We start from the raw sequence: 21,995 nt of genomic DNA on the forward strand, positions 1-21,995 counted from the left end.
CCCGTCTGATGTGGGCGCGATGACATCGAGATCGGCCTACCAGTCACGCAACCAACTCCCATCCAAGGCCTGACCGTCAGCACGCGACGACACATCAAAAACGTCGTCACCGGGTGCGTGGTCTCCCGCCTGAGCACCATAGCGCCGTAGATCCCAAGTCCTGGAGGCCGGCACTGTCTTGTCGGAGTGGAAAGGGTCGCGCGGAATCGAGCGCAGAAACACCATGGCCGATGAATTGAATCCGAAGGTGGATGTTCTGGGAGCACCCTTGACCAAGGTATCCAGATCGGGGGGATACCCTGAGGCGCCAGTCCTCTTGGCAATCAGCCCCGCGTCCGCGGCGGTTTTGTACTCGTCAATCGCGGTTCGCAAGACTCGCAACGCCTGTCGCAACTCGGCCTCCTTGGCCCGCTGCTCCACCAAGCTGGCCATCGGCAACACCACGACAGCTGCGACGCCAACGAGTGCCAGCGTGACCAGAAGCTCCACCAGCGTAAATCCTCGCTGGCAGAAATCGCGGTCAGGTCGCGTCGATACGAGACGCTGCATCAATCAGGCTCCTCGCTCGACTTTGGGGCCGCCACATCGTAAACACCGGCCTCTAAGCCCGTAGGATGAAGAAGAGGCCCCCAGTTGGCTGTCCCACTGACGGGATCGATCGGGATGGCGCGCAGATACTGGCGTTGCACCAGCTCCGTGAGCTCGGTGGGATAGCGTCCCTGATCCGCCCGAAACTTGTCCAGAGCGTCGCGGATGGTGCTCTGGTTCTGCAGCCTGGCCTTTTCGCGGGATCGATCCACGGTGGAGAGATACCTCGGCGCGGCCAGGCTCAACAGCAAGGCAAGCAACAGGAAGACGGCCAGGATCTCAATCAACGTGAAGCCTCGCATCTGTCGATGGCGGGCTTTGCTCGCGATGGCATTGAAGGTCCACATCCGTAAGCTTTCCACTGGCTTGCGCGAGAACCTACCGAGAGACGGGTGGCCTGACCACCAAGGGCGGCGGCGGTGGGAGCAAGGCACCTGCGGCTGGCACAGGCGCGCCCGGTACAACGGGCGAGGCCGGGTTGAACAACACCTGACCTGGGGGCGAAGGAGCGATGCCCGATGGCTGACCCGCACCCTCCGCGCCCGCTATGGGCGCGCCGCGTCCACCACCCGCATTCGGCGCACCCACAGCACCTGAGATGCGAAGCTCCGGTATCGGATCGACCAGGATTGGGCGCTCCCGAATCGAGTTGACTGTGCCGGAAAAGATTTGTCGCGACTCCAGTGCCGCGATAGGAATATCGCGAACGATCCTGGGCGTGATCGCCAGCACGATCTCGGAGCGAGAATTCTCGCCATCGTTGTTGCCGAACAAGCGACCGACGATGGGCAGATGCCCCAGGCCCGGCACCAACGAGGCTGTGTTGCGCTCTTGGTCCGAGATCAACCCCCCAAGAACCTGGGTCTCCCCATCTTTCAGACGTAGGTTGGTGCTCGCGTTTCTCGTACCGATCTGATACGAGCGGCTGCCGTTGGCATCGGTAAACGACTGCGCAATGTTCGACACCTCCAGACTCAGTTTGATGCCCACTTCGCTGTTGCTGTAGACCTCGGGTTCAAATTCGAGCTTGAGACCCACATCCTGGTAGGTCACCGTACCGGTGACCACCGAAGAGCCCGTGGAAATGGGGGTAACCGTGTTGGTCACCGTGGGGACACGATCACCAATCATGATCTTGGCCTTCTCCCTGCTGCGCGCACGAATCCGTGGGCTGGCCAGTGTCTTGACGTCGCCATCCTCGAGTTTGAAGTTCAAGGCAGCAGACAACTGCGAGGTCAACAAATCACGGCTTGTGAGATTGTTGAGCTGGCCCAAGGTCAGTGGCGCGCTTGCAGACCCTGGAGTGGTCAGCGTGAGGCTGGTAGGTGGCTTGAAACCGATGTTGCTGCTGCGGCTGCTGGAGACTTCCAGGACCTGCACCTCCAGCATGATTTCTGGATCCGGCAGATCGTGCGCGGCAATAAGGCGTTCGGTAAGACGCAGTCGCTCGGGTGTATCGCGAACCACAAGGATGCCGGTCTTCTCATCAGCCGCCACCTCCTTGAGTCGAAGCATTGTTTTCAGCACGCCACTCAGGTGCTTGAGATCGGCGTTGGTGACACGAAAGCTGCGGATCGTGAGGTCCTCATACTCAGCTTGCTTGGCCCCATTGGCGGGGTAGACAAGAATGGTGTTGCCGTTGACGACCCGCTTGTCCAGTTGGTTCTGAAGCAGGATCAGATCGATGGCATCCGATACGGAAACATCCCGGACATAAATGGTGATCTTCGCGTCTTGCCTGACATCCTTATCTACCAGGATGTTGAGCTGCGTGGATCGCGACAACGCCTCGAAGGCCATACGCAAGGTGGACTCTCGCAGTTGCAGTGTGACGCGGGCATCGAGAACACTGCGAGCCAAGCGGTCTCGCTCTCGCGCCGCTTCGTGCTCATGCTTGGCGTCGCGCAATACGTTCCTGAGATGCAACGCCTTGCGATGCTGGGGATTGCCCACCAGTACCGCATCCACACGCTCTAGCGCGGAATCGAACCTCTCCTGCTCGAAAAGACGTTCTGCCTCGACAAGCGTTTTCTCGTGACGTGCATCGCGTTGCAACGCCAGCAAACCTTCTGCGGCACGAGCATGGCCAGGGTCAAGGCGGAGAACCCTTTCGTATGCCTCGCGAGCAGCGCTCAGGCTCCCCTCAGCGCGCAATGCATCCGCCTCCTTGAGGAAGTGATCCGCCACGCGGTCGCGATGATTGAGAAAGTCGATCTGATATTCAGCGTCGCGCGGGGCGGTCTTCGCCGCAACCCCTAGAGACTGGACACCCTCCTCGCGAAGGTCTTGCGCGATTTTCGCCTTGCCAACCACGTTGTGGTAGCTGGCACAAGCGGTGATGCTGAGGCCGATCGGTAGCGCCAAACAACACCTAAGTGCCAAACGCGCTACCCAAGCGTTGGCGTCAGTACGCCTCTCCCCGAAGTACATGAGCATTTCCTAGCTACTTTTCGCTAGCAGTCCGTACTTCGCAGACTGCCTCCCCAATACGGAGTGCTTGAGTGCACCTGCCACCCCGCCTCCACGCGCCTCCAAGGCCAACCAATCGCGTCTATCTCTCTTGCATTGTTTGCGCGCTGATGCATGCTAGTGCAAAGCGCTCAGGAGTGCGATGAGGGACCTACCGATGTCGCCAACTTGCTACAGCTTGGCGAGCATGCACTCGTTGTACGAATTTACTCCTAGGGGGTAATCGATTGACATGGCATGGGCGTAGTCCGTGAATAATGGATCCCATGCGTGAGCCTTCTGGGAAGGTGGCTCGCGAAGCTTTCACAAGAACTTTTGTTTCGTTGGTCGCACGGCTCGTGCGGCGCGCTGTCACACCATCTACGTCATGTCTACTGCATCACATCTTGGCGCGCGGTTGCCAAACGCGCGCCAGCGTGGCTTCACGCTTCTGGAACTGCTGGTCGTGATCGTCATCATCGGCCTGCTGTCTGGCCTGGTGGTCCCGCGATACTTCAACACGGTGGGCAAATCTAAAGCCAAGGTCGCCAAAGCACAGATGGTTGCGCTTGAGAAAGCCCTCGAGCAATACCGCCTCGATGTGGGTCGCTATCCCACAGTGGAGCAAGGACTCGACGCCCTGTCCACACCACCCCCCGGGGTTGCCCGCTGGCAAGGCCCATACCTCAAGGGCACGGTTCCCATGGATCCATGGGACAGGGGATACATCTATCGACCTGCAGCATCACTACAAGATGTGGAAATCGTCTCGCTGGGTGCTGACGGCAAAGCGGGAGGAAGCGGCGAAGACCGCGATATCGCACTGTCCGACAGGGATTGAGTTGCGGATCAGTGCAGCAATACCTTCGTAGAGAGACATCGTGGAACACCGTGTGATCGGCGTCGACGAAACAGGACAACTCCGGTCGATCACGATAGACGTCGACTCCAGCGAGCTTGCGCGAGAGCGCATCGCCAGACAAGGAATGTCGGTCCTGCGTTGCGACCCTGTTACCCAACGCCGGTTTCGATTGCTGGATGGCCTCAGCAGTCCACGACATCGTGTCGACGTCATCGCATTTGCGCTGGATCTGTCCACTCTTCTCGATGCGGGAGTGACGGTCAAGGAGTCCCTGCAAGCGTTGCGCTCGCGTGAGCGAGCCCAATCCACGAGATCGTTAATCGATCAATTGATCCAGCACATCACGCAAGGACACTCGCTGTCGGATTCGCTCAAGCGATCCAGCGGATTCCCTGATCTGCTGATCGCCACCGTCGCGGCCAGTGAACAAACCGGAGATCTGGCCCTTGGACTCAGGCGATACGCCAAGCACCAAGAGGGCTTGCGCGCCGTTCGCGATCGCGTGGTAGGCGCAAGCGTATATCCCTTGTTGCTGCTGATCGTCGGCACGATCGTGGTCGTGTTGCTTTTGAGCGTAGTGGTCCCCCGCTTTGCTGCGCTCATCGACATCAACGGTCGTGATCTGCCACTCCTTTCACGGCTGATGATGGACTGGGGACGCTTCGTTGCGCAAAACACCGGCAAGACATATGCCATGTTCGCCGTGCTCACTGCCGCCGCGATCTGGCTGATATCGAAGCTCAAGACCGCATCCAATCGCCGCAAGTGGCTGGCCTCATTGCCCGTGATCAACCAGATCGCGCGGGAGTTCCAGCATCTTCAGATGTATCGCACCGCGGCCATCCTCACCTCCCGCGGCGTCCCAATCCATACAGCGCTTCCCTATTGCAAAGAGCTGTTGGAGCCAAGAGATCAGGATCGGCTAGCACATGCACTGCAACTTATCCGCGAGGGTACAGGGCTGAGTGACGCACTTACAAGGGCTGGACTTTCTGACGCCGTCGCCAGCAGCATGTTGGGCGTGGCCGAACGCTCCGGCTCGCTGTCAGAGATGCTGGACAGAACGGCCGACTTCTATGAGCGATCCCTACAGAGGAAGATCGACATCGCCAGCCGATTGATCGAGCCAATCATGATGATCATCTTTGGCGTATTGGTTGGCGGCATCGTCATCATGATGTACCTACCCATCTTTGACTTGGCCTCCAGCATTGAGTGAATTGCTAATGATCGACCTGGCGCCAATCGACATCACGCCATCAGAGTCCCTGCAAGACTCAACGGATGCGGCCCTGCATGACCTAGCACGCTACTACGGCATGCAGGCCATGGACCGAGGGACACTAGAGGGGTTGCAACCTGACTTCGGTCTCTTGGGGTTTTCTGACTGCGCCAAGCGCGGCTCCATACTGGCCCGCTGCCCCCGGGCCGGCATGGCGGAAGTGATCTTCTGGGTACAACACAACCCGCTCGACCTTGATCGCCATCGCTGGATCGAAGCTCGCCTGGAACACCTTGCGGCACCTTTGGTTGTCCGAGTTCTGACGACCAAGGATGACTTCGACCACCGTCTTCTGATGGCGGAGCAAGGTCAGCGCGCCATGGATTCAGTGGACATGAACGGATGGAGCGGTGGCCTTGATACAGACGAGCCGCCATTGAGCCTGTCCCTCGCCACCATCGAGTCCACCGGCAATCCCACTGTTCGCTTGCTCGACTCCACGCTACTGGATGCACTTCGATCAGATGCCTCAGACATCCATTTCGAACTCCAGGGCAACAGTTTGCGCCTGAAGTACCGCATGGATGGCGTGCTTCAAACGATCAAGCAGGTGGAGAACGCCGAAACCGCGCATCAAGTCATCTCGCGCATCAAGGTGCTCTCCAACCTCGACATTTCCGAGCGACGCGTTCCTCAGGATGGTCGATTTCGTGTGGCAATAGATCAGAGAGAGGTCGACTTTCGGGTGTCGATCATGCCCAACGCCTTCGGCGAGGATGCCGTACTCAGGATTCTGGATCGAAAGCATCTGACTGGTCACTTGCAGACACTCACGCTGGATTCGCTGAAGTTTGGTTCCAAGACAAAGTTGTTCATTCGCCGCTGTTCTGGCCTGCCCTATGGCCTGCTTCTAGTCACCGGCCCGACAGGCAGCGGTAAGACGACCACCTTGTACGCCGCGATCTCCGAGATCAATACCGGCCTGGACAAAATTGTCACGATTGAAGATCCCATCGAATACCAACTGCCGGGGGTGCTTCAGATCCCGGTAAACGAGAAGAAGGGACTCACCTTTGCGAGAGGTCTGCGCTCCGTACTTCGACATGATCCAGACAAGATCATGGTAGGGGAGATTCGTGACAGCGATACCGCGCAGATTGCGGTGCAAGCCGCGTTGACTGGTCACCAGGTATTCACCACGATCCACGCCAACAACGTGTTTGACGTGATCGGTCGATTCGCCAACATGGGTGTTGATCGCTACAGCCTGGTAGCAGCCCTGACAGGCGTGGTCGCTCAGAGACTGGTTCGCACGACTTGTCCATCGTGCGCCGTTCTAGAGTCACCTACAGATGACGAAAGGAGATACTTGCCCGAGACCACCAATCACGACGAAGGATTTCGCTTAAAGCATGTTGTCGGCTGCTCCCATTGCCGAGGAACCGGCTACCGAGGGCGAACAGCCATCGCAGAGACCCTTCATATCGATGACGATATGCGCGATTTGCTGCTCCGGCACGAGTCCATCACGGCGATCAAGCAAGCGGCCTTGAAGAACGGTTTTCAAAGTCTGCGGGACGCGGCACTTGAACTCGTGACATCTGGCGTCACGACGGTCGACGAAATCAATCGGGTTACCCCCGCGAACTAGTTTGAAGTGGCTTTTGAACATTGATGTGGCGGCCGATCACATCAACATGCAGTTGACAGAACCAAAGCGTCTGCCATGGTGGCTGGGCCGCAAGCACGCTCACACTGACGAGCGTGCCGACGTCGCTGCGCGCGCGCATCGACAGATCCTGAATGGTCGGTCGATTTCCAACGCGCTCGACGAAGCCTGGCTTGACTTGCGAGGGCTTTTCCCAGGCAAACCCTCGGACGTCATGCTAGATGTCCGACTGAGCGCAGCTCACGTGTTCGTCGGCTTAATGAAGCTTCCTCCCGGGGAAACCGCCACGACGCCTCACCATGCAATGCAAGGTATCGCCGAGACCTGGGCACATCATGTGTGGCGACTAGAGCCCGGTGAGCGGATCACACGTTCGCAAAAGTTGGCGCCTACCGGCGCATTCCTGGTGTCGTCCACCAACCGCTCGGTTCACGAGGCAATTTCTAGTTTCGCAAAAGAAAGCAGGCTGCATCTACGCTCCTGCTTGCCCGCGGCGCTGTCTCCACAGCTCATGCAAAGGGTATTTGATGCGCCAGCAAAGTACCGCAGGCAAGATGCAAGCGCCGCGGACGCTCTGATTCTCTGGACAGAACTCATGAGCACGGGTTGCCGGGCGCCACAGGTACAGCTATTTCGCTGGAGCAATGGATCGCCTAGCGCCATGTGGCGGGGGTGGATCCCACCTCAAGGCACTTCTGAGGCAGACGACACTGCCTTGAAAGCTGCGATCCGCCGCTTCCTGAGGTCGTCAGACGAAGTGCTTGACATTGCCATCTATCGCACCAGTTGGCCGCGCGCTGCGAACAACGTTTCACTCGAATCCAAGGTGTGAGCATGGTGCGCTTTCGACCAAACGGTATTGATCTTGCACTAGATGATGTTTCTGTATGGCGTCGCCACCAGGCATCGATACTGATGGTTGGGCTGACGCTTCTGGTCTCAGGAACGGCGGCCCTGACGCTCAGCTACACACACCTTCGCGATGCACAGACTCAGGCAGCGGAGGTAGAGAGCAGTGTTCAGGCCGCACGTGACGCAGAAAGATCTCGCCTGCAGAGAAGCCATGCAAGTCTGGAGGCTGCCCGTGACGAAAGTCGGTATATCGCAGCGCTGCAAAAGGCAGGATGGCTGGATCTTCTGAGGGCGTTCGAGACCGTTGGGAAAGCATCAGGAGGGCGAGTCGTTTTGTTGTCACTGACGCCAGAAGAACGCCAAAGCTTCGATGGAACTGCTCGTGTGACGGCCGTGGCCTTGACCGAGTCGGGCATGGTCGACTACTTGGACCGACTTCGTCGCACCGAGCCCATAGTGGCAGTAGAACTTGTCTCCCACAGTCCGGTGGACGATCTCAACAAGGATTCTCGTCAAATGGTCTTCTTGGTGCACTGGAGTTCGAGCAGAGCTAAGCCTTCAGTCAATAGCTCAACGGGCAAGGTGCAATGACAAACCTTTGGAAGGTCCCCCGCCTCAAGCGTCATGATGGCCTCCTATTGAGAATGCCGTGGCGCGCGCTTGTAGGCGCCTCCAGCGCCGTACTCGGCCTCTTGCTGGGAGCCGCCGCGTTTGTTATGCAGGCAGAGGTTGACCGCTTCAGGACACTGACACATGCCGAAGTTGCCAATGATTCGGATGCACGGGAGATGCAAGAGATGCTCAAGCTGCCCCAACCCACGCCGACCCTCACCAGGGACGAAGAGCACCTACAAGACTTGCAGGGTATCTTCGAAGTTGCGAGAGCCAACAATCTACGATTGGGCCAGGTCGACCACCAATGGGCGCCAGATCCAAAGCCTGGGATTCGCTTGCACACGATGACCGTGCAGATGAGTGATTCGTACCCTCGAATTCGCTCATTCCTGCACAGCATGGCCGAGACCTTCCCTCACCTAGGCATTCATAGCCTGACTGTCGAACGACCTGATCTGCAGGCGACGGAGGTTGACACCACATTTCAGTTTCTGATGCTGTACCGCGCATCGGCCGGCTCTACAAATGTCGACTGAATCGGTCTCTGGGAATCGCCCCATCCGTTGGTGGCAGGTGATGGGCTTGATCGGAGCCGCCAGCCTGAGCTTTTTTCTCTCCGCGTACTGGAGCTTGTCTCTCTCCCCAGAAGAAGGCAATGAGAGCCCGTCTCAAGGACCGAACTGGCCCTCCAAAGAGGAGCCAGCGCTACTCGCAACACCGCAGCCTTTGGAGGCCGCGCCCAGTCCGCGTGCTACTCCACAGGTGCCCTTGACGACCATCCCTCGCGATCCCATGGCGTGGAATCCATTCGGGCCACTTGGCTCTAGAACGGGATCTGAGACCAACGATGCAAGCGCCTCGACGATCTCGGCTTCCGCAAGACCACCCAATCCCGCCTCTACAACGCCATCACCAAGTGTTGCTATCGTGGGCTCCCCAGCCATGTCTGTAGCGCCCTCGGTTCCTTTCGAGATACTGGGCGGCATATCTGGAAAGAGTCTTGGCGATGGGCGACCATTCGCCTTTCTGCGAGCGGGAAATGACGTGATGGTCCTGAGACCTGGAGATGAGATCGATGGCTATCGCGTTGAGGAGATCACAAGCGAACACGTCAAGTTGGTAGCTTTGACCGACGGACGCCGTCATGTTTTGTCGCGTCGACATCAATAATCAATAAGGGTGCTCCTGCGATGCCCGCTCCCGATGCATTGGGCTGCTGCAGGGCAAATTGTCGCTGACCCATCACTTTGAGCATGCTCAAACTGGGCTGCTGCCGGTTTCAAAGACACAAAGTTAAGCTAGCGAGGGAGCATTGCTAGTGCATCCAGCGAGCGCCACCTTGCATGCGATCCTCATTCTCACCAAGTTCGATCGGCAGATCCTGCATCCCGATCTGGTGCGATCCGCGGCGCGCCGCCGCGGCAGAGGCTCCCAAGGCCGTCTGATAGATCTCCCGCGCACTCAAGTGCGCCAACGCCACCACGACTCGCCGATCCGGCTCCCCTGCCCCGAACCCCGCAGCCTTCAGCGCGTGCTTCACCACGCTCCTCGCCAACTGAATCGCCTGCTCTGCATCCGGCGGCATGATCAGGAACTCCTTGAAGCGCGATCGCAATGTGGCCGGCACCCACCAGGGGTAGTTGGCCGTGGCGATCCAGGCGATCTGGCTCGCATCGAGCTCCATGTCCAGACTGATGTCCCGAACCTTGGCAGCTGAGACCGGCTCCAGCAGTGAGTGCAACACCCCGATCGGCGATGAGAACCCGCCCGTGGTTTTGCTCACCGCCTGCGCCTTGTCCAGCTCATCCAGGATCACGAGCGGATTGGCATATTCACCCAGCCCCAGCAGATCGAAGACCAGCCCATAGCGCGAGTTACCCCAGGTCGCGTCCGAGCCGAGCAGCGCTGAGGAGGTCTCGGCCTGATCCATCGGGTGGCGGCGCACCGGCATCCCGAGCACCTTGGCCAGGGATTCGCAGAAGTGGGTCTTACCGACACCGGGTGGGCCGTAAAGCAGCAAGGGAGGCAGGCGCACTGGTGGCACCGGCGCGTTCACCTGGTCTGCCGCCTCAAGGCTCGAGCTTGGCCCTTTGCCCGCGCCCTTCCCCGCCCTGACCTTCTTTCCCTTCGCCGGCGCATTCCCCGTCCCGGCGTCCCCTGCGTCGAATCGCATCTTCTGCAGCGCCACGTGGTTCGCCACGAACTCGATGACTTCACCGAAGTGCGGATGATCCTCCTGCAACGCCAGGATCGCCTCCACCGACTCCGGCGATCCGATCCGCCGCCAGGGGCCCTTGGCCTTGAGCAGGTAGCCCAGCGGCTCATTGCGCTTATTCACGTCCGTGTCCACGCTCTGCGCTGAGGCCGCCATGCGCTGCACGTCTTCTTCCCGGTACACCCGCAGGCGCTGGGTCAGCGGCAGTTTCTCGACCTGGGCCCGCAGCTCGCCCTGATCCGGGTTGACGCCCATGCGCCGCAGTTCCGCCTCGAGCCTCTCCCGGGTCTGCTGCTCCTGTCGCTCGGCCGCCTTGGCAGCAAGCGCCTGCCGGTCTCGCTCTCGCTCTCGCTCTTGTTCTCGCTCTCGTTCTCGCGCTCTCTCTCGCTGCGCCGGATCCTCCGGCCGACCCACGTGCTGGCCGTCTTCGTCGGTCTCGGGCGATTCAGCCGCCTCCTTCTCCAGGCGCTGTTTGAGCTTCTTGAACTGCTCGGCCACGCCAGGGGGCAGCAGGAGCTCGTGGTCGTAGTTGTCGGCGAAGTGGGGTAGGCCCACGAAGTTGCCGTCCTGCAGCAGCCGCGAGCGGCCCTCCGCGGGTTTTGCAGTGAAGCTGGGCGGTCGGCGCCGGGCCATCGGGGCCAGTACCCAACCCGGCTTGGGGCTCAGGTACGGGCTCACCGCGGCGACCATGGACACGCCTGGGCCGATCGGGGTGGTGGTCTCGGGATCGGTCCTCTCGGAATCGGTCTTCTTGGGGTCGGTCATGTCTGCTCTCCCCGGCCTCACTTCAACGCGCGCAGCTTGTTGTAGTGGCTGATGCGGATCTGCTCGATCGCAGGCGGCACACCCCGCACCCCGAAGCGCCGGCCCACCTGGCCTTTGTCGATGAAGGACAGGGCCACTTCGGCTTCTGCCCGCTTGCGCACCAGGTGAGCCGCCAGGCGCTGCAGCACCAGCACGGCTTTGGGGCCGGAGTACATCAAGGCGTAGACCTGCCGGTTGTGGCTGATGCGGCGCTTGACCTCATGGATCTGCTCGGGCACGCCCACGCACACCCGGAAGTGCTTGAGGGTCTGCAGGTCGTTCTGCGTCACCTGCACCACCAAGCGGTAGGTGCTGGCGCGGTTCGGATACGTTTGCTTCACGATGGCCACGCACCCGTCGCCGTCGAGCATGCCGGCCGCCCAGGCCAGGCTCGGGCGGGGCCAGGGGATGGAACGGTTTTCGTAGGCACGGCGCTCGTGGTCGGGGATGCGCACCGGAGCAGGTTTCGAGGCCGAGAACATTGCCAGGGACCAAAGCCCCGCAGAATCATCGATGCTGGAATCATCGATCTCGGGCATCTCGGTGAGAGGACCTTCGTCGAGAGCGAGCGCGAGCTGGTCCTCGTCGGTCTCTGCGGAGGAGAGATCGCCGGAGCCTTCGGCATCGGCCTGGGCATCAGGTTCAACCTGTTCAGCCGGGACCCGCGCCAGCGCCGCCGTGACCAGCGTAGGCACTGGCTCCAGCGGCAGCGGCTGCTGGGCTTCGCCATCCGAATCGCGCAGACGGGCATAGGCTTCCCGGCGCGCCAGCCGCATGGCATCGCCGAACGTCTGCGCCATGAGCGCGAACCGCGGGTTCACCGGGTTCTTGCCCAGCGGGCCGTATTTGCTGCCGATGCGGTACTGCTGGTGCACCGCATCAGAGAGCAGGAGTTGCAGCCAGACGCCGTCGTTGACCGCTTGCTTCATGCCGCCCTGGCAATCCACCTCAGCACCCATCGGCTCCAGGTTGATGAAGCGCGTGAGCAGGCCGCGCAGCGTGAGCTGGGTCAGCGGGTGCGCGGCGCGCTCGGCTTCGCGTTCACGGGCCAGGGCTTCACTGGAGGAATAGCCACCACCGGACGCCAGATCCGGCGCTGCATGCAGAGAGCCGAGCTCGGCGATCAGGCAGGCCAGGCGAACGAGGGAGGTTTCGTCGCGGGTCAGCTCCGGGCTGTTGACCTGCTCGGCCGCGACCACGCCCAAGGCCAACGGGTGAACCACGCTGCGCGCACGCACCTCGGGCAGCAGGGCCACCAGCGCCTGCTCGATGTCGGCCCGGGCGATCGCAGCCATGAAGAAGGCCTGGTGAGCGGGTTTCAGGCTCAGGATGGCGTGGCTCAGGTCGGCGGTGATGCCCTCCGACAAGCCCAGGTGATCGAGCAGCCAGGGACCCGAGCCGCGGCCCGAGCGCTGCTGATCGATGCCGGTGACCAGCAAGGCATCGCCCGGGACACCTGGCATCCGGGTCTTGGTGGCGCGGATCGAGCGCACACGGGGAGAAGCGGCCTCGGCGATCTTGGTCTGCTCCGTGGGCGCGGGCAGCACGAGCGTCTGGTCACCGCTACCGAGCAGGGCAATCGACACACTGCCCTCGCGGCGCGGGCAGATCTGGCCGTGCTGGTTCATGTACGGGCCCACAGGGCCGAACGGGAAAGCCGCACTCAGCAGCGTGTTCACGCGAAACACCGAGCCGGGCTCGGCGAGTTCACCCAGCAGGTTGGGCATCTCTTCGCCGGGGGAGACGGCGTAGGGCGCGAAGCCGTTGGTGCCCGCGCCAGCACCGGCGCCGGAGCGAGTCGAGTTTTCCGGGAGGGCCTTGTCGTTGGCCGCCTGCTTGTTCAGGCGCGCCGAGAGCTGACTGCGCACGTCCTTCTCGAACTCGCCCATGTTCCTGGAGAGTTCCTGCAGGATGATCGGCATGGCCAGGGCGTGGGCCACCGGGTCCGCGTGCGGCTGGATGTGACCGGTGAGGCCATGGGCTGCTTGGTCAACGGCCGGGTTGTTGATCTGGGCGATGGTCTTGAGATTCGAGTTCATGGTCTTGGTCCTTGGTGATGAATCGGAAATTCGGGTTTTGGGTTCGGAGATCGGGCTGGTCTGAGTGGTGGTTTCGATACGCTTGGGCTGTTTCAGGCAAGGCTTCGCCTCACCGGTGCAGCGGACTCATCGGTCCGGCCGGTCAACAGTCAGCTGGTAAGGGTTCGTGGGTCGAAAAAGCGCCTGGGCGCTCAGCGCTGCGCTATGAGCCGTGCCTCAGGAACGGCGGCAGCGGGGGTGGCCTGAGCAAGGCAGCAAGCTCCGCCTCGCCCGGATCGGTGCCGACTCGATTCCGGCCTTCGGCACCCGATGCACTTTTGCGGCGGCGCGGCGCAGGCAGCACTTCGAAGGCTTGCGCCTCGTTGGCCGCCGGCGCCGAGCTGGCCTGCCCGTTCTGAAGCGGCGCGCCAGGCTGCGACAGGAGAGCCGACGGATCGAGCACATCGTTGGCCGCGGTCTCGGCTGATGCAGCGTGCGCCCCTGCCTGCTGGGCCGCAGGCAACATGGCCGCTTCTTCCGGCAGGCGCACCACCAGGCCCTGCACCGGGGCGACCGAGATGTGCTGCTTCAAGAGCCGCTCCATCGCCGAGCCGTCACGGCGGGTCAGATTCGGCACGTAGCGGCTGTACACCCGGAACAGCATCTCGGTGCTGGTGTGGCCGAGCTGGCGCGCGATCCACTCCGGTGCTTCGCCCGCGGCGAGCCACAACGTCGCTGCCGTGTGCCGCATCTGGTACGCCCTGCGGTGAGGGATATTGAGATGGCGCAGCAGCGGCGACCAGACCCGATTCAGAAAATTCTGGTTGTCGATCGGCTCACCCTTGCGGTTGCAGAACACGAACTCGGAGAGTTTTCCGGTGACCTTGAACTGCGCCTGCAGGGCATCGAACACCAGGTCAGTCATCTGGATGTCGCGCACGCTGCCATCGGTCTTGAGCTCATCTTCCTCCTTCATCACGATGGCCTCGCGAACCAGGATCAGGCGGCGCTCGAAGTCGATGTACTTCCACTTCAGGCCATGGACTTCCCCCGTGCGCATGCCGGTGAAGAAGCGCACGGTGAAGTAGGTGCCAAAGTCGGCCCGCACGGTCGTGAGGATCTGCTGGACCTCCTCGAGCGTGAAGGGCATGACGTCGCTTCGCTTCATCTTCAGCGGCTTGATGTTGCGAAACGCGGACGTAAACTCCAGCCGGTCGGCCGCCTCGTTGAGGATCTGACGCAGCGGCTTCATCACGGAGTTAATGCGACGGTTGGACAGCGTGGAGAGGCTTTTTCGGGCGGGTACTTTGGCGAGTGATGCCCGAAAAGCCAGAACGTCTGCCTTGGTGATGTGGCCGACCTCTTTGTCCCCGAAGTACGGGATCAGATACTGGTCCAGCGATCCCCGTTGCGTGACGCGGTAGCTGCGGCGCCAGGACACTTCGCACTCGGCAAACCACATGTCGGCGAAGTCCTTGAACAAGGGAGTGCCGCTGCGCGCGGTTGGCTGAGAAGATTCAGCGTCGTTACTCGAAGCTTCGGAGTCCGTATGGCCAGACTTGGCCGGAAGTGGCTTTCCGAAGGTCTTCTCGTAGTCGAACGTGCCGAGGGCGATTTCGCCTTCGATGCGCTCAAGGGCCTTTTGTAGGCGCTTGCGGTTCATCGGCGTGTCCGCGAGAGCGGTGTACTCGCGCAGACGTTGTCCGGCGTATCGGAAGTCAAGGAACAGCGTGCCCTTGCTGTCGAGGCGGCGGATACTACCCATGGAGCATGCCTCCATTGGCCAGCGGAATCGTGGCAGAGCCGCCCGATGACGCCATCGCCATATCGGCTTCGATGTGCTCCCAGATGTAAAGCGTCTTACGACCACCGAAGGGGCGAATGTAGTGACGCCCTTCGATGAGAACGCTGTCCTTGAGCCGATCTCGGATCGTTCGGCTGTCGTACTTGATCCGAGCGGAAAGCTCGTCCGTGGTGAGGTAGGTCGCTGTAGACACTGGTCACTCCTTTCATCCAATGCGACAATTCAGATGCCAAAAACGCTCGAAGGATCGTTTTTTGTCACCTTGAACGACATTATGGACGCCTAAATGCCACTGTCAAGTGCTTTTTTGCATCCTGAGTGAAAAAAAGCCACGGAGAGTGATGTGATCAAGTGCCACCTGTCCCGCGTGATGGGGGAGCGAAAGCTCAAGATCAGCGATGTTGCGCGAGACACCGGCCTTCACCGGAACACCATTACGCTGCTGTATCAGGAGACTGCGACCAGGGTCGATCTCGACGCCATCAACGCGCTCTGCAATTACTTCAGCGTCGGCGTAGCTGACTTATTCGAGTACGTGCCTGACGAGGGCTGAAGACTTGAATCGCCGGCAACGTTGCCGCGTAGCGTTGGTCTTCCGGACAGGTACGCAACCAGTTCCACACGTCATACCAACAAGTAGCAAATGGCGACATGCACAAGAGTCTGAACGCGCAGACACTGCGTCAGCCCTCGCACTAGTGTGCTCGTGCCTGACAACTTGAAAGGCGCCTCTGCGGCGGGCGCCGATCAGCGAGGCAGTGATGTGGAATCGCGCTCTTCACGGATGGTCGTCATTCGCTGCCACTGTCGACTCCAGAGGCTCGGCAAGTGTCAGCAAACTCCGCTGACCGCTTACGCTTGATGAGCCAAGGCGTCCGCCACCCAAGAACCCACGCGGCGGTCGTTCAAATACCCAGAGATGCTGTGCGCGTTATCCGTGTCGTTGCATACACCGTTGAAGTTCTCAATTCTAGGCTGAACGTCCCAACGGGATTGGTCAAGAGGAAGCAGCGCGACGACGTCCCGGTCGTCGTACGCGTTCTGCCACTTCCTCACACGACGGGGCACAGCCAAAGGATTCGGTAACTTGCGGCGCACAGTGTTTAAGCCAAGTGGGGACCCAAGCGTGATCAGCGCTCTGACATCAACTGCGCCAGCCAGCGCGGTGAGCACGCGGTACGTGACTACCGTTCCCAAGGAGTGCGCGACAATGACGCACGGCTCCTCTCCTCCGAATGCAGCACTCAATATCGCGTCGACCGCTTCCGACACGGCGGGGTAGTTCAGGTAAGCATGGACCTCAGCGGTTGCCTGCTGTAGGGTGATGTCGCCCATGAAGACCGACTGGTCCAAAACCGACAGGACGGCATGCACCCATTCCCACTGCAAAGGCCCCTTCTCCCGGATCATAGGCGACAGCTGAGCTTCGATCTGCTGCCGTGAAATCCCTGCATTGCTGGCAAGTTCTAACGCGAGCTCGAGCCGTTCGGAATCCCCAGATGGCCACGCCGATCCTTTCAGCTTCACGCCGAGGGGCGGTGTTTGAGCCAATTGAGCAGTCAAGCCGAAAAGCACATCACCGTAGAACGGGAATCCAATCTCTACGTTAGCGGGTAAAGCCGTTCCTGCAAGTTGCAGGTTGTCCTGCAGGACCTCGTACCACAGTTGCTTTAGCTGATCGGGATCCTTGCCCTGCTGAGCGATCCCATGAACAAAGATCAACCTCATCGCTCCACCACCAGCTTGCTTTCCAGGATCTCCATTCCCTCCGGGGCGAACCGGGTCCATAAGCCGGGCATGAGGTAGCGTCGAGCTTCCCGCAGGACTGGTGGCATCAACTCTTCGATTTCTCCTAGCAGAAGCCACCCCTGTGACAGCAAAGGCATCCAAGGCGCGAAATCCAGCCGCTTCAATGGCTCAGCCACCGCTGGCGAGAGCTGGGTCGCTTGCGGGGCTTGAGATGCCAGCATGGCCACATCGAACAGTACCGGCAGGCCATCGCGGTACATGTGGCGATAGACTGAAACCACTTCCGCGTCGATGTTCGACAGCGCATAGGCATACGTAGCGAACAAGCCAAGTGTTGGATCCACTCGCTTGTATCGCCGGAGTTCGCTGGCCACGGCTCTAACGGTGGCTTTGGTCAAACGAAGTTGGCCGTGGAGCGCGAGCGCGCCCATGAGTGCCTTGCTTTCTTCCACTTCCTCCCTGCGGTCACTGTATGTCTCCCAACCCAACTCGTTTACCGGAGATGGACGATAGTTCACTGTAATGATGCGGCCAGCTTCAGCGATCACGACGCCGATGAAGCCAGGAAGCACGGACAACGACATGCCAGTCCCATCGGTGAAGCGGACGAGTACGGCGTCCGCTTGCTGAGTCGGTTCTACCAAACGTGGGGAAGTGCGCAGCAGATGCAGTTGCCGCCCAGACGTAAGCCGAGCGCGATAGTGACCTCGTTGCACGAAGGCGCGTTCGGCTTCAATGCCAATAAAAGCGAAGCCGGTTTCGATGTTCGCATCGAGATCAGGTGCGACGGTGAGTATCCGCCGCAACTCCGCCGTTGGGTCCTCGACTCCAAGAGTGAGGCTGTCGCGCATCCGTTTGTGCTTCCGCACTCCAGGCGAGCCCAGCGCCAGGTCAAGTTGCTCGTAGAGTCGCGCCGCGAGAGTCAGCTCAAGCTTTGGCTCTGACGAAGCCTCGGTCTTGGCCGCCGCCCCTACGTATTTTGATATTAACTGTCCCGCGAGCCGCTCGCTGAAATCGGGCGGTGGAGTCACTTCAGCCAAGTATCGGGGCAGTTCCGACTCCACACGGATATCGGGCGACTGCGTGAGGTGAATAGACGCCGCCCGTGCAGCCTTCGGTACGGCATTGAGCAAGTGCCGCTTAAGTTCTCGGGACGCCACCACATGGAGGCTAGCGCCATCGTGGTGCACTTGCCTTATGAGGCTGGGCGGCTCCCCCTTCAATGCCTGCAACAGGCAGTGAGTGAGCAATGCCCGGTAGCTCGGTACGGCCTGATCCGGAGGCACCTCGTAAGCCGGGTTGCCTGGCAGTGTGGCATAGAAAGTGTCGACCTCAGGCGCATTTGACTGTGGCGACGCACTCGGAAAGACGCTTCCCGGCGTCACCATGGCCAATCCATACGTAGCCGGCATGGACCGGCAGGCATCCGACACGAAAACGACATGGGGAATGCCACTTACACGAGCGAGGCGGATGCATTGGGTGACGTTTACCGCCTCGTTCGGATTGGCGGGCGCCTGTGACAGCAGCCAGGCCTCGGAGTCCGGCGCCAACAGCAAACCGTGCCCGGAGAAGTACAGGACAAGTTGTTCGTAGACCCGCTTGTCAACGATCCTCCTCACACAGTTGAAGATCTCCGCCAAAGTGACTTCGCACTCATTGGCATCCGTCAGCTCATCTACCTCGAACCCCTGCGACCTGCCCCACGAAGCCATCGCAGCAGCACTTGCGGCGGCCGCATTGAGTGGCGGGAAATCGGAGCCGCTTGTCCTATCCACACCGATAACAACCATCGCTCGGCGCATTGCTACTCCTTGAAGTTGTATTACTTGTGGCCCTCGCCCCTACACCATTGGCGGCAAGGCCGCTTCATACTGGAGTAGCTGCAGTGAGTTTAGGTTGCGAAATGCCAGGTACGCGCTTGACCACTTCCGACTCTCTTCCTAGGGCAACTCGCGGGCCTCCGTGGTGCTGATCGAGCGGCGAGCCTAGGCGAACCTTCGTTGACCGTGCATTCGAACGCCCGGTCGCGGCGGTAGCGGCCACTGAGGCCAGCTTTGCGAGTGACTCTGACCAGTCTGGAGCCGACTCTGAGTCTAGCCGCGCATTGGACGGCCAACATGCAACCTCTGATCAAACGAAAACACCTGTTCCCGCGGTGAGTTGCCGCAGCGACCCACGATTCGGCCTTTGAATTCCTCGCCCCCGTCGTGCAGCAAGACACGTCCTTTGCATTGGGGACAGGTGGCGGTGTAGCGCACGAATGCGAACGCTCCCGTCTTGTTCCCATCTCTGGGTTGGAGTTCCAAGGTAACGTGGTCTTCTTTGAACGGGACCAGAAACTCGGGAGCCAAGACGATCCCGAGTTCGGCAAGCTCACTCATGAACTTGAATACACGCCACACAACCCATGAGACGAAGCACCACATGACCGTGTAGGAAACATGCGCAGTAGATAGAGGACTGTTCGAACGCAGTCCCGTGACCACCAGCCACCACGCGCTGAACAAAAGCAGAAAAACTGCGACAGTCACGAAGACACTCGTGGAAACGATTAGCGGGAGGGTGTGACGCACAACTCCGCCACGCAATCCAGCCGATATCACCGCCCCCGGAGCCGCCACTGCTGCGGGCGTATACCGGATTCCTCCATCCGGGGTGGGTGTCGGATGCCTGTCGCCGGCATCAATCTCTACAGGATCCGCGGTCAGCTGGTACTTGGCGGGAGAGCCATGGAGTTTCCTTAGTTTGGGCGTGAACCTGTAGCCCATTTGAATCGCGGTCGATCTCAGGCCTGGGCCCCAGCTCTCCTGGCGATCCTCCAACTGTTTCCACAACGGGCTCATCCACGCACTCGCCCCTTTGAGAGTATTGGCCGCCACGATCTCTTTCAAAGCCACCGTTTCGAACTCGATGTTCGATAGTTCGTGACCCCGCTCAGCTGCGATTTGGGCCATATGGCGGAATACTTGGACGGCTTGGTTTCGTTCAGTCTGACCAGTTTCTTCGAGAAATGTGAGCGCTACCTTACCAGCCTGAGTCAACGCAGACTCGGACGGTACATGGAGGTTTGAGGACTGCAAATCTGACTTCATCGCTGGCAGCTTACCCGCACCCGAACCAACTGAGGTGTGCCATGAGCAAGAAGCAAGATTTGCAGTCTCGCGCCATGCGTAATGCGCGCAAGCGCTCGGGGAACCGGCGGGCAACCAAGACGAGGAGCCTCTACAGCCCTCACCGAATGGCAATCAATGTGCTTCGAGAACAGCTTCGAGCAGGCCACATTGTGTACGGGTGGTTTCACGGTGGCGTGACGTGGCGGGGTGCGACTCCTTTGATAGAGAAAGGGGTGCACGTGACAGTTCGGGCAGAAGCTCCGCTGAAAGCGGCTGGGCGGCGATACATACCAGACTTGGTCGTGAACTGCGCGAACTCTGGTCGGCTCCTCCTGGCCATAGAGGTCTGGCATACACATGCGGTGTCCGCCATCAAGCGGTTGGCATATCAATCGGCAGGCATACCTTGGATCGAGGTACGGGCCTGGGCAGTCATCAGCCGACGCTCCGGGCAGCGCCTACCCATCTTGGATTGGGGAGGAATCGGACCGATTGAAACGCCTATCCAGCTAGGGCTATTCGAGTCGACTCCCACAGCTGTCAAACCGCCTCGAGAGAGGGCGGCCAAGTTGTTCAGTCTCAGAAGCAGTGATTGGCGCCTACCGGAAGCGCGTTCGCCATTCGGCACAATAGCTGGTTCTCTTCAATGACAAGATCAGACTGATGTGAGTCGTTCGCGTAGCCGAACTTGAACGGCAGCATCCGCCAACACCAGCCATTGAGCGTCGCCGGCCGCGAATGGCTGCGTCACCCTCGCAACCTGTCACTCGGCCGCGTGGCTGGCCGTGCACACGTCCGAATGGCAGCTTCTTCGTGTCGCGGCAAACTCATGTCGCCCAAGGCGGAAGTAGAGTTCTACTAAAGAGCCGCGCAAAGTTGTCGTTCAACGTCAATGCTCAGCCCCTCGCCGGCTGTGCTCAACGGTGGTCCTCGAGCGATGTCAGCAGCTGGTGATTCGGGAAGTCTTCCTTCGCCGCCGCTACAAGCGATCCAAAGCTGATGTTCTTTCCGCCTCCGCCATTCTTGAGGGTCCGCAGCGCCGAATGCCACATGGCTTGACCCGACCCATAGAGCATAAGCTTCGAAAGGTCGCCACCGGCCCGCGTCCACAACTCATGTTCACGCGGCCCGGTTGGGAAGAGCTCAATGAGGCACTGCTCCAGCTGGCTCCAATGGTCAGCACCGACCGGCATTGACGGCGTGGAAGCGCTGGCGGGTGATTTCCTTCCGCCACGACTCAACGCGATCGGGAAGTTCTGCTCAAGATTGTCAGCCTTAAAGACGGGATGCTGGTTGTCCGAGACAGCCTTAGGAACCTCTTCGGCCACGTACTCAAACAGGTCGAAGACCTTGATGACTCCGCTGTTGTCTCTGTCCGCGGCGCCCTTTAGGCCTGCAAGCAACGCAGTGGTGAAAATGCTGTTCCTCGCTCCCATAAAGACGCCGGACTCCTCATCAGCGCGGCACGATGCCATCAAGGCTCGCCCTGTGCCGACCGCGAGCTTGGCGAAAGCACTTGGGCTGTATCCAGACTTGAACTCGTGGCCTTGGCTGTCCGTCAGGCCCTTGGAAAGGCCGGCGCCGCCAGCGTGGCAGGAGTCGATGAAAACAAGGACGCGCTTCGCCTTGATTTGGCCGAGTGCGGCGGCCAGGTCGCCGGAACTGATGGCGGTGCCGGCGAGGTCGGCAAGGTCACTGTCCACGGTTAGCAGCGCACTGTCATCGCCACTGGTGCTCGGCAGAACTGCACCGTGGCCAGAGAAGTACACGCAGACAGTTTCATCTTCCCCGGCGCGGGCGGCCAGAGCGCCCAGACCATCCAACACTGTTTGTCGCGTGGCATCGGCATTGAGCAGCGACACGACGTTGTCCCGCGCGTAGCCGCAGTAGTCAGCCGACGACAGCGTCGCGGCGATGTCCTTCACGTCGTTCAGGATCGCGGTCGGCAGGGATGAGATGTGTTGGTACTTAGAAACGCCGACCAGCAGCGCATGTCCTTGGTGGTAGCCAGGCAAAGTCATGACTGAAATGGA

General features: G+C 60.3%; 18 protein-coding genes. 7 read left to right on the forward strand and 11 right to left on the reverse strand.

The features are described from left to right. Positions 1-36: 36 nt before the first annotated feature. From WDZ95_RS13830 to WDZ95_RS13840, 3 genes are read right to left on the reverse strand one after another with little or no spacing between them, the layout of a single operon-like run. Positions 37-549 carry a type II secretion system protein gene (locus WDZ95_RS13830; protein ID WP_425779274.1) on the reverse strand — a complete coding sequence of 171 codons (513 nt, stop codon included), beginning with the start codon at positions 547-549 and terminating at the stop codon, positions 37-39. Then, the gene (locus WDZ95_RS13835; RefSeq protein ID WP_425779276.1) at positions 549-935 is read right to left on the reverse strand and encodes a prepilin-type N-terminal cleavage/methylation domain-containing protein; all 387 of its coding nucleotides are present in this window, start codon (positions 933-935) and stop codon (positions 549-551) included. Before WDZ95_RS13835 ends, WDZ95_RS13830 begins: the two co-directional genes overlap by 1 nt. A 31-nt stretch (positions 936-966) precedes the next feature. Then, on the reverse strand, positions 967-3,018 hold the full coding sequence (locus tag WDZ95_RS13840) for a secretin and TonB N-terminal domain-containing protein (RefSeq protein WP_425779278.1): 2,052 nt from the start codon (positions 3,016-3,018) through the stop codon (positions 967-969). Positions 3,019-3,424: 406 nt separating this feature from the next. Here WDZ95_RS13840 and gspG point away from each other — a divergent pair, with 406 nt between their 5' ends. From gspG to WDZ95_RS13870, 6 genes are all read left to right on the forward strand, one after another. Then, a complete protein-coding gene (gspG, locus tag WDZ95_RS13845; protein ID WP_425779280.1) occupies positions 3,425-3,877 on the forward strand; it encodes a type II secretion system major pseudopilin GspG in 453 nt (150 codons plus the stop codon). Between the two features lie 40 nt (positions 3,878-3,917). Continuing rightward, positions 3,918-5,117, forward strand: coding sequence for a type II secretion system F family protein (locus WDZ95_RS13850; protein ID WP_425779282.1), 1,200 nt, complete (start codon positions 3,918-3,920; stop codon positions 5,115-5,117). 7 nt (positions 5,118-5,124) lie between these two features. Next, positions 5,125-6,771 (forward strand): GspE/PulE family protein, encoded by a 1,647-nt coding sequence (locus WDZ95_RS13855; protein WP_425779284.1) that lies wholly within the window; start codon positions 5,125-5,127, stop codon positions 6,769-6,771. A 13-nt stretch (positions 6,772-6,784) separates the two neighbouring features. Beyond that, entirely contained in the window at positions 6,785-7,621 is an 837-nt protein-coding gene (locus WDZ95_RS13860) for a hypothetical protein (RefSeq protein WP_425779286.1), read from the forward strand. Continuing rightward, on the forward strand, positions 7,618-8,232 hold the full coding sequence (locus WDZ95_RS13865) for a hypothetical protein (RefSeq protein WP_425779288.1): 615 nt from the start codon (positions 7,618-7,620) through the stop codon (positions 8,230-8,232). Before WDZ95_RS13860 ends, WDZ95_RS13865 begins: the two co-directional genes overlap by 4 nt. Before the next feature lie 206 nt (positions 8,233-8,438). Beyond that, on the forward strand, positions 8,439-8,792 hold the full coding sequence (locus WDZ95_RS13870) for a hypothetical protein (protein ID WP_425779290.1): 354 nt from the start codon (positions 8,439-8,441) through the stop codon (positions 8,790-8,792). Positions 8,793-9,571: 779 nt separating this feature from the next. Here WDZ95_RS13870 and WDZ95_RS13875 read toward each other — a convergent pair. From WDZ95_RS13875 to WDZ95_RS13890, 4 genes are all read right to left on the reverse strand, one after another. After that, the gene (locus WDZ95_RS13875; protein ID WP_425779292.1) at positions 9,572-11,236 is read right to left on the reverse strand and encodes an AAA family ATPase; all 1,665 of its coding nucleotides are present in this window, start codon (positions 11,234-11,236) and stop codon (positions 9,572-9,574) included. 17 nt (positions 11,237-11,253) lie between these two features. Continuing rightward, positions 11,254-13,314, reverse strand: a complete 2,061-nt coding sequence (locus WDZ95_RS13880; RefSeq protein ID WP_425779294.1) for a hypothetical protein — start codon at positions 13,312-13,314, stop codon at positions 11,254-11,256. Positions 13,315-13,516: 202 nt separating this feature from the next. Continuing rightward, positions 13,517-15,058, reverse strand: a complete 1,542-nt coding sequence (locus WDZ95_RS13885; RefSeq protein WP_425779296.1) for an Arm DNA-binding domain-containing protein — start codon at positions 15,056-15,058, stop codon at positions 13,517-13,519. Further along, the gene (locus WDZ95_RS13890) at positions 15,051-15,290 is read right to left on the reverse strand and encodes a hypothetical protein (protein ID WP_035624045.1); all 240 of its coding nucleotides are present in this window, start codon (positions 15,288-15,290) and stop codon (positions 15,051-15,053) included. The genes WDZ95_RS13885 and WDZ95_RS13890 overlap by 8 nt, the downstream gene beginning before the upstream one ends. Positions 15,291-15,440: 150 nt before the next feature. Here WDZ95_RS13890 and WDZ95_RS13895 point away from each other — a divergent pair, with 150 nt between their 5' ends. Then, positions 15,441-15,650 carry a helix-turn-helix domain-containing protein gene (locus WDZ95_RS13895; RefSeq protein ID WP_425779298.1) on the forward strand — a complete coding sequence of 70 codons (210 nt, stop codon included), beginning with the start codon at positions 15,441-15,443 and terminating at the stop codon, positions 15,648-15,650. 299 nt (positions 15,651-15,949) lie between these two features. Here WDZ95_RS13895 and WDZ95_RS13900 read toward each other — a convergent pair whose 3' ends face one another. The 4 genes from WDZ95_RS13900 to WDZ95_RS13915 form a co-directional block, all read right to left on the reverse strand. Then, positions 15,950-16,825, reverse strand: coding sequence for a hypothetical protein (locus tag WDZ95_RS13900; RefSeq protein ID WP_425779300.1), 876 nt, complete (start codon positions 16,823-16,825; stop codon positions 15,950-15,952). Continuing rightward, a complete protein-coding gene (locus WDZ95_RS13905; RefSeq protein ID WP_425779302.1) occupies positions 16,822-18,651 on the reverse strand; it encodes a caspase family protein in 1,830 nt (609 codons plus the stop codon). The genes WDZ95_RS13900 and WDZ95_RS13905 overlap by 4 nt, the downstream gene beginning before the upstream one ends. Before the next feature lie 291 nt (positions 18,652-18,942). Beyond that, the gene (locus WDZ95_RS13910) at positions 18,943-19,941 is read right to left on the reverse strand and encodes a hypothetical protein (protein ID WP_425779304.1); all 999 of its coding nucleotides are present in this window, start codon (positions 19,939-19,941) and stop codon (positions 18,943-18,945) included. Positions 19,942-20,879: 938 nt separating this feature from the next. Then, positions 20,880-21,983 carry a caspase family protein gene (locus WDZ95_RS13915; RefSeq protein ID WP_425779306.1) on the reverse strand — a complete coding sequence of 368 codons (1,104 nt, stop codon included), beginning with the start codon at positions 21,981-21,983 and terminating at the stop codon, positions 20,880-20,882. Between the last annotated feature and the right edge of the window lie 12 nt (positions 21,984-21,995).

It is taken from the genome of Hydrogenophaga sp. T2 (assembly GCF_049843535.1).
In the GTDB taxonomy this organism is placed as follows: domain Bacteria; phylum Pseudomonadota; class Gammaproteobacteria; order Burkholderiales; family Burkholderiaceae_C; genus Hydrogenophaga; species Hydrogenophaga crocea.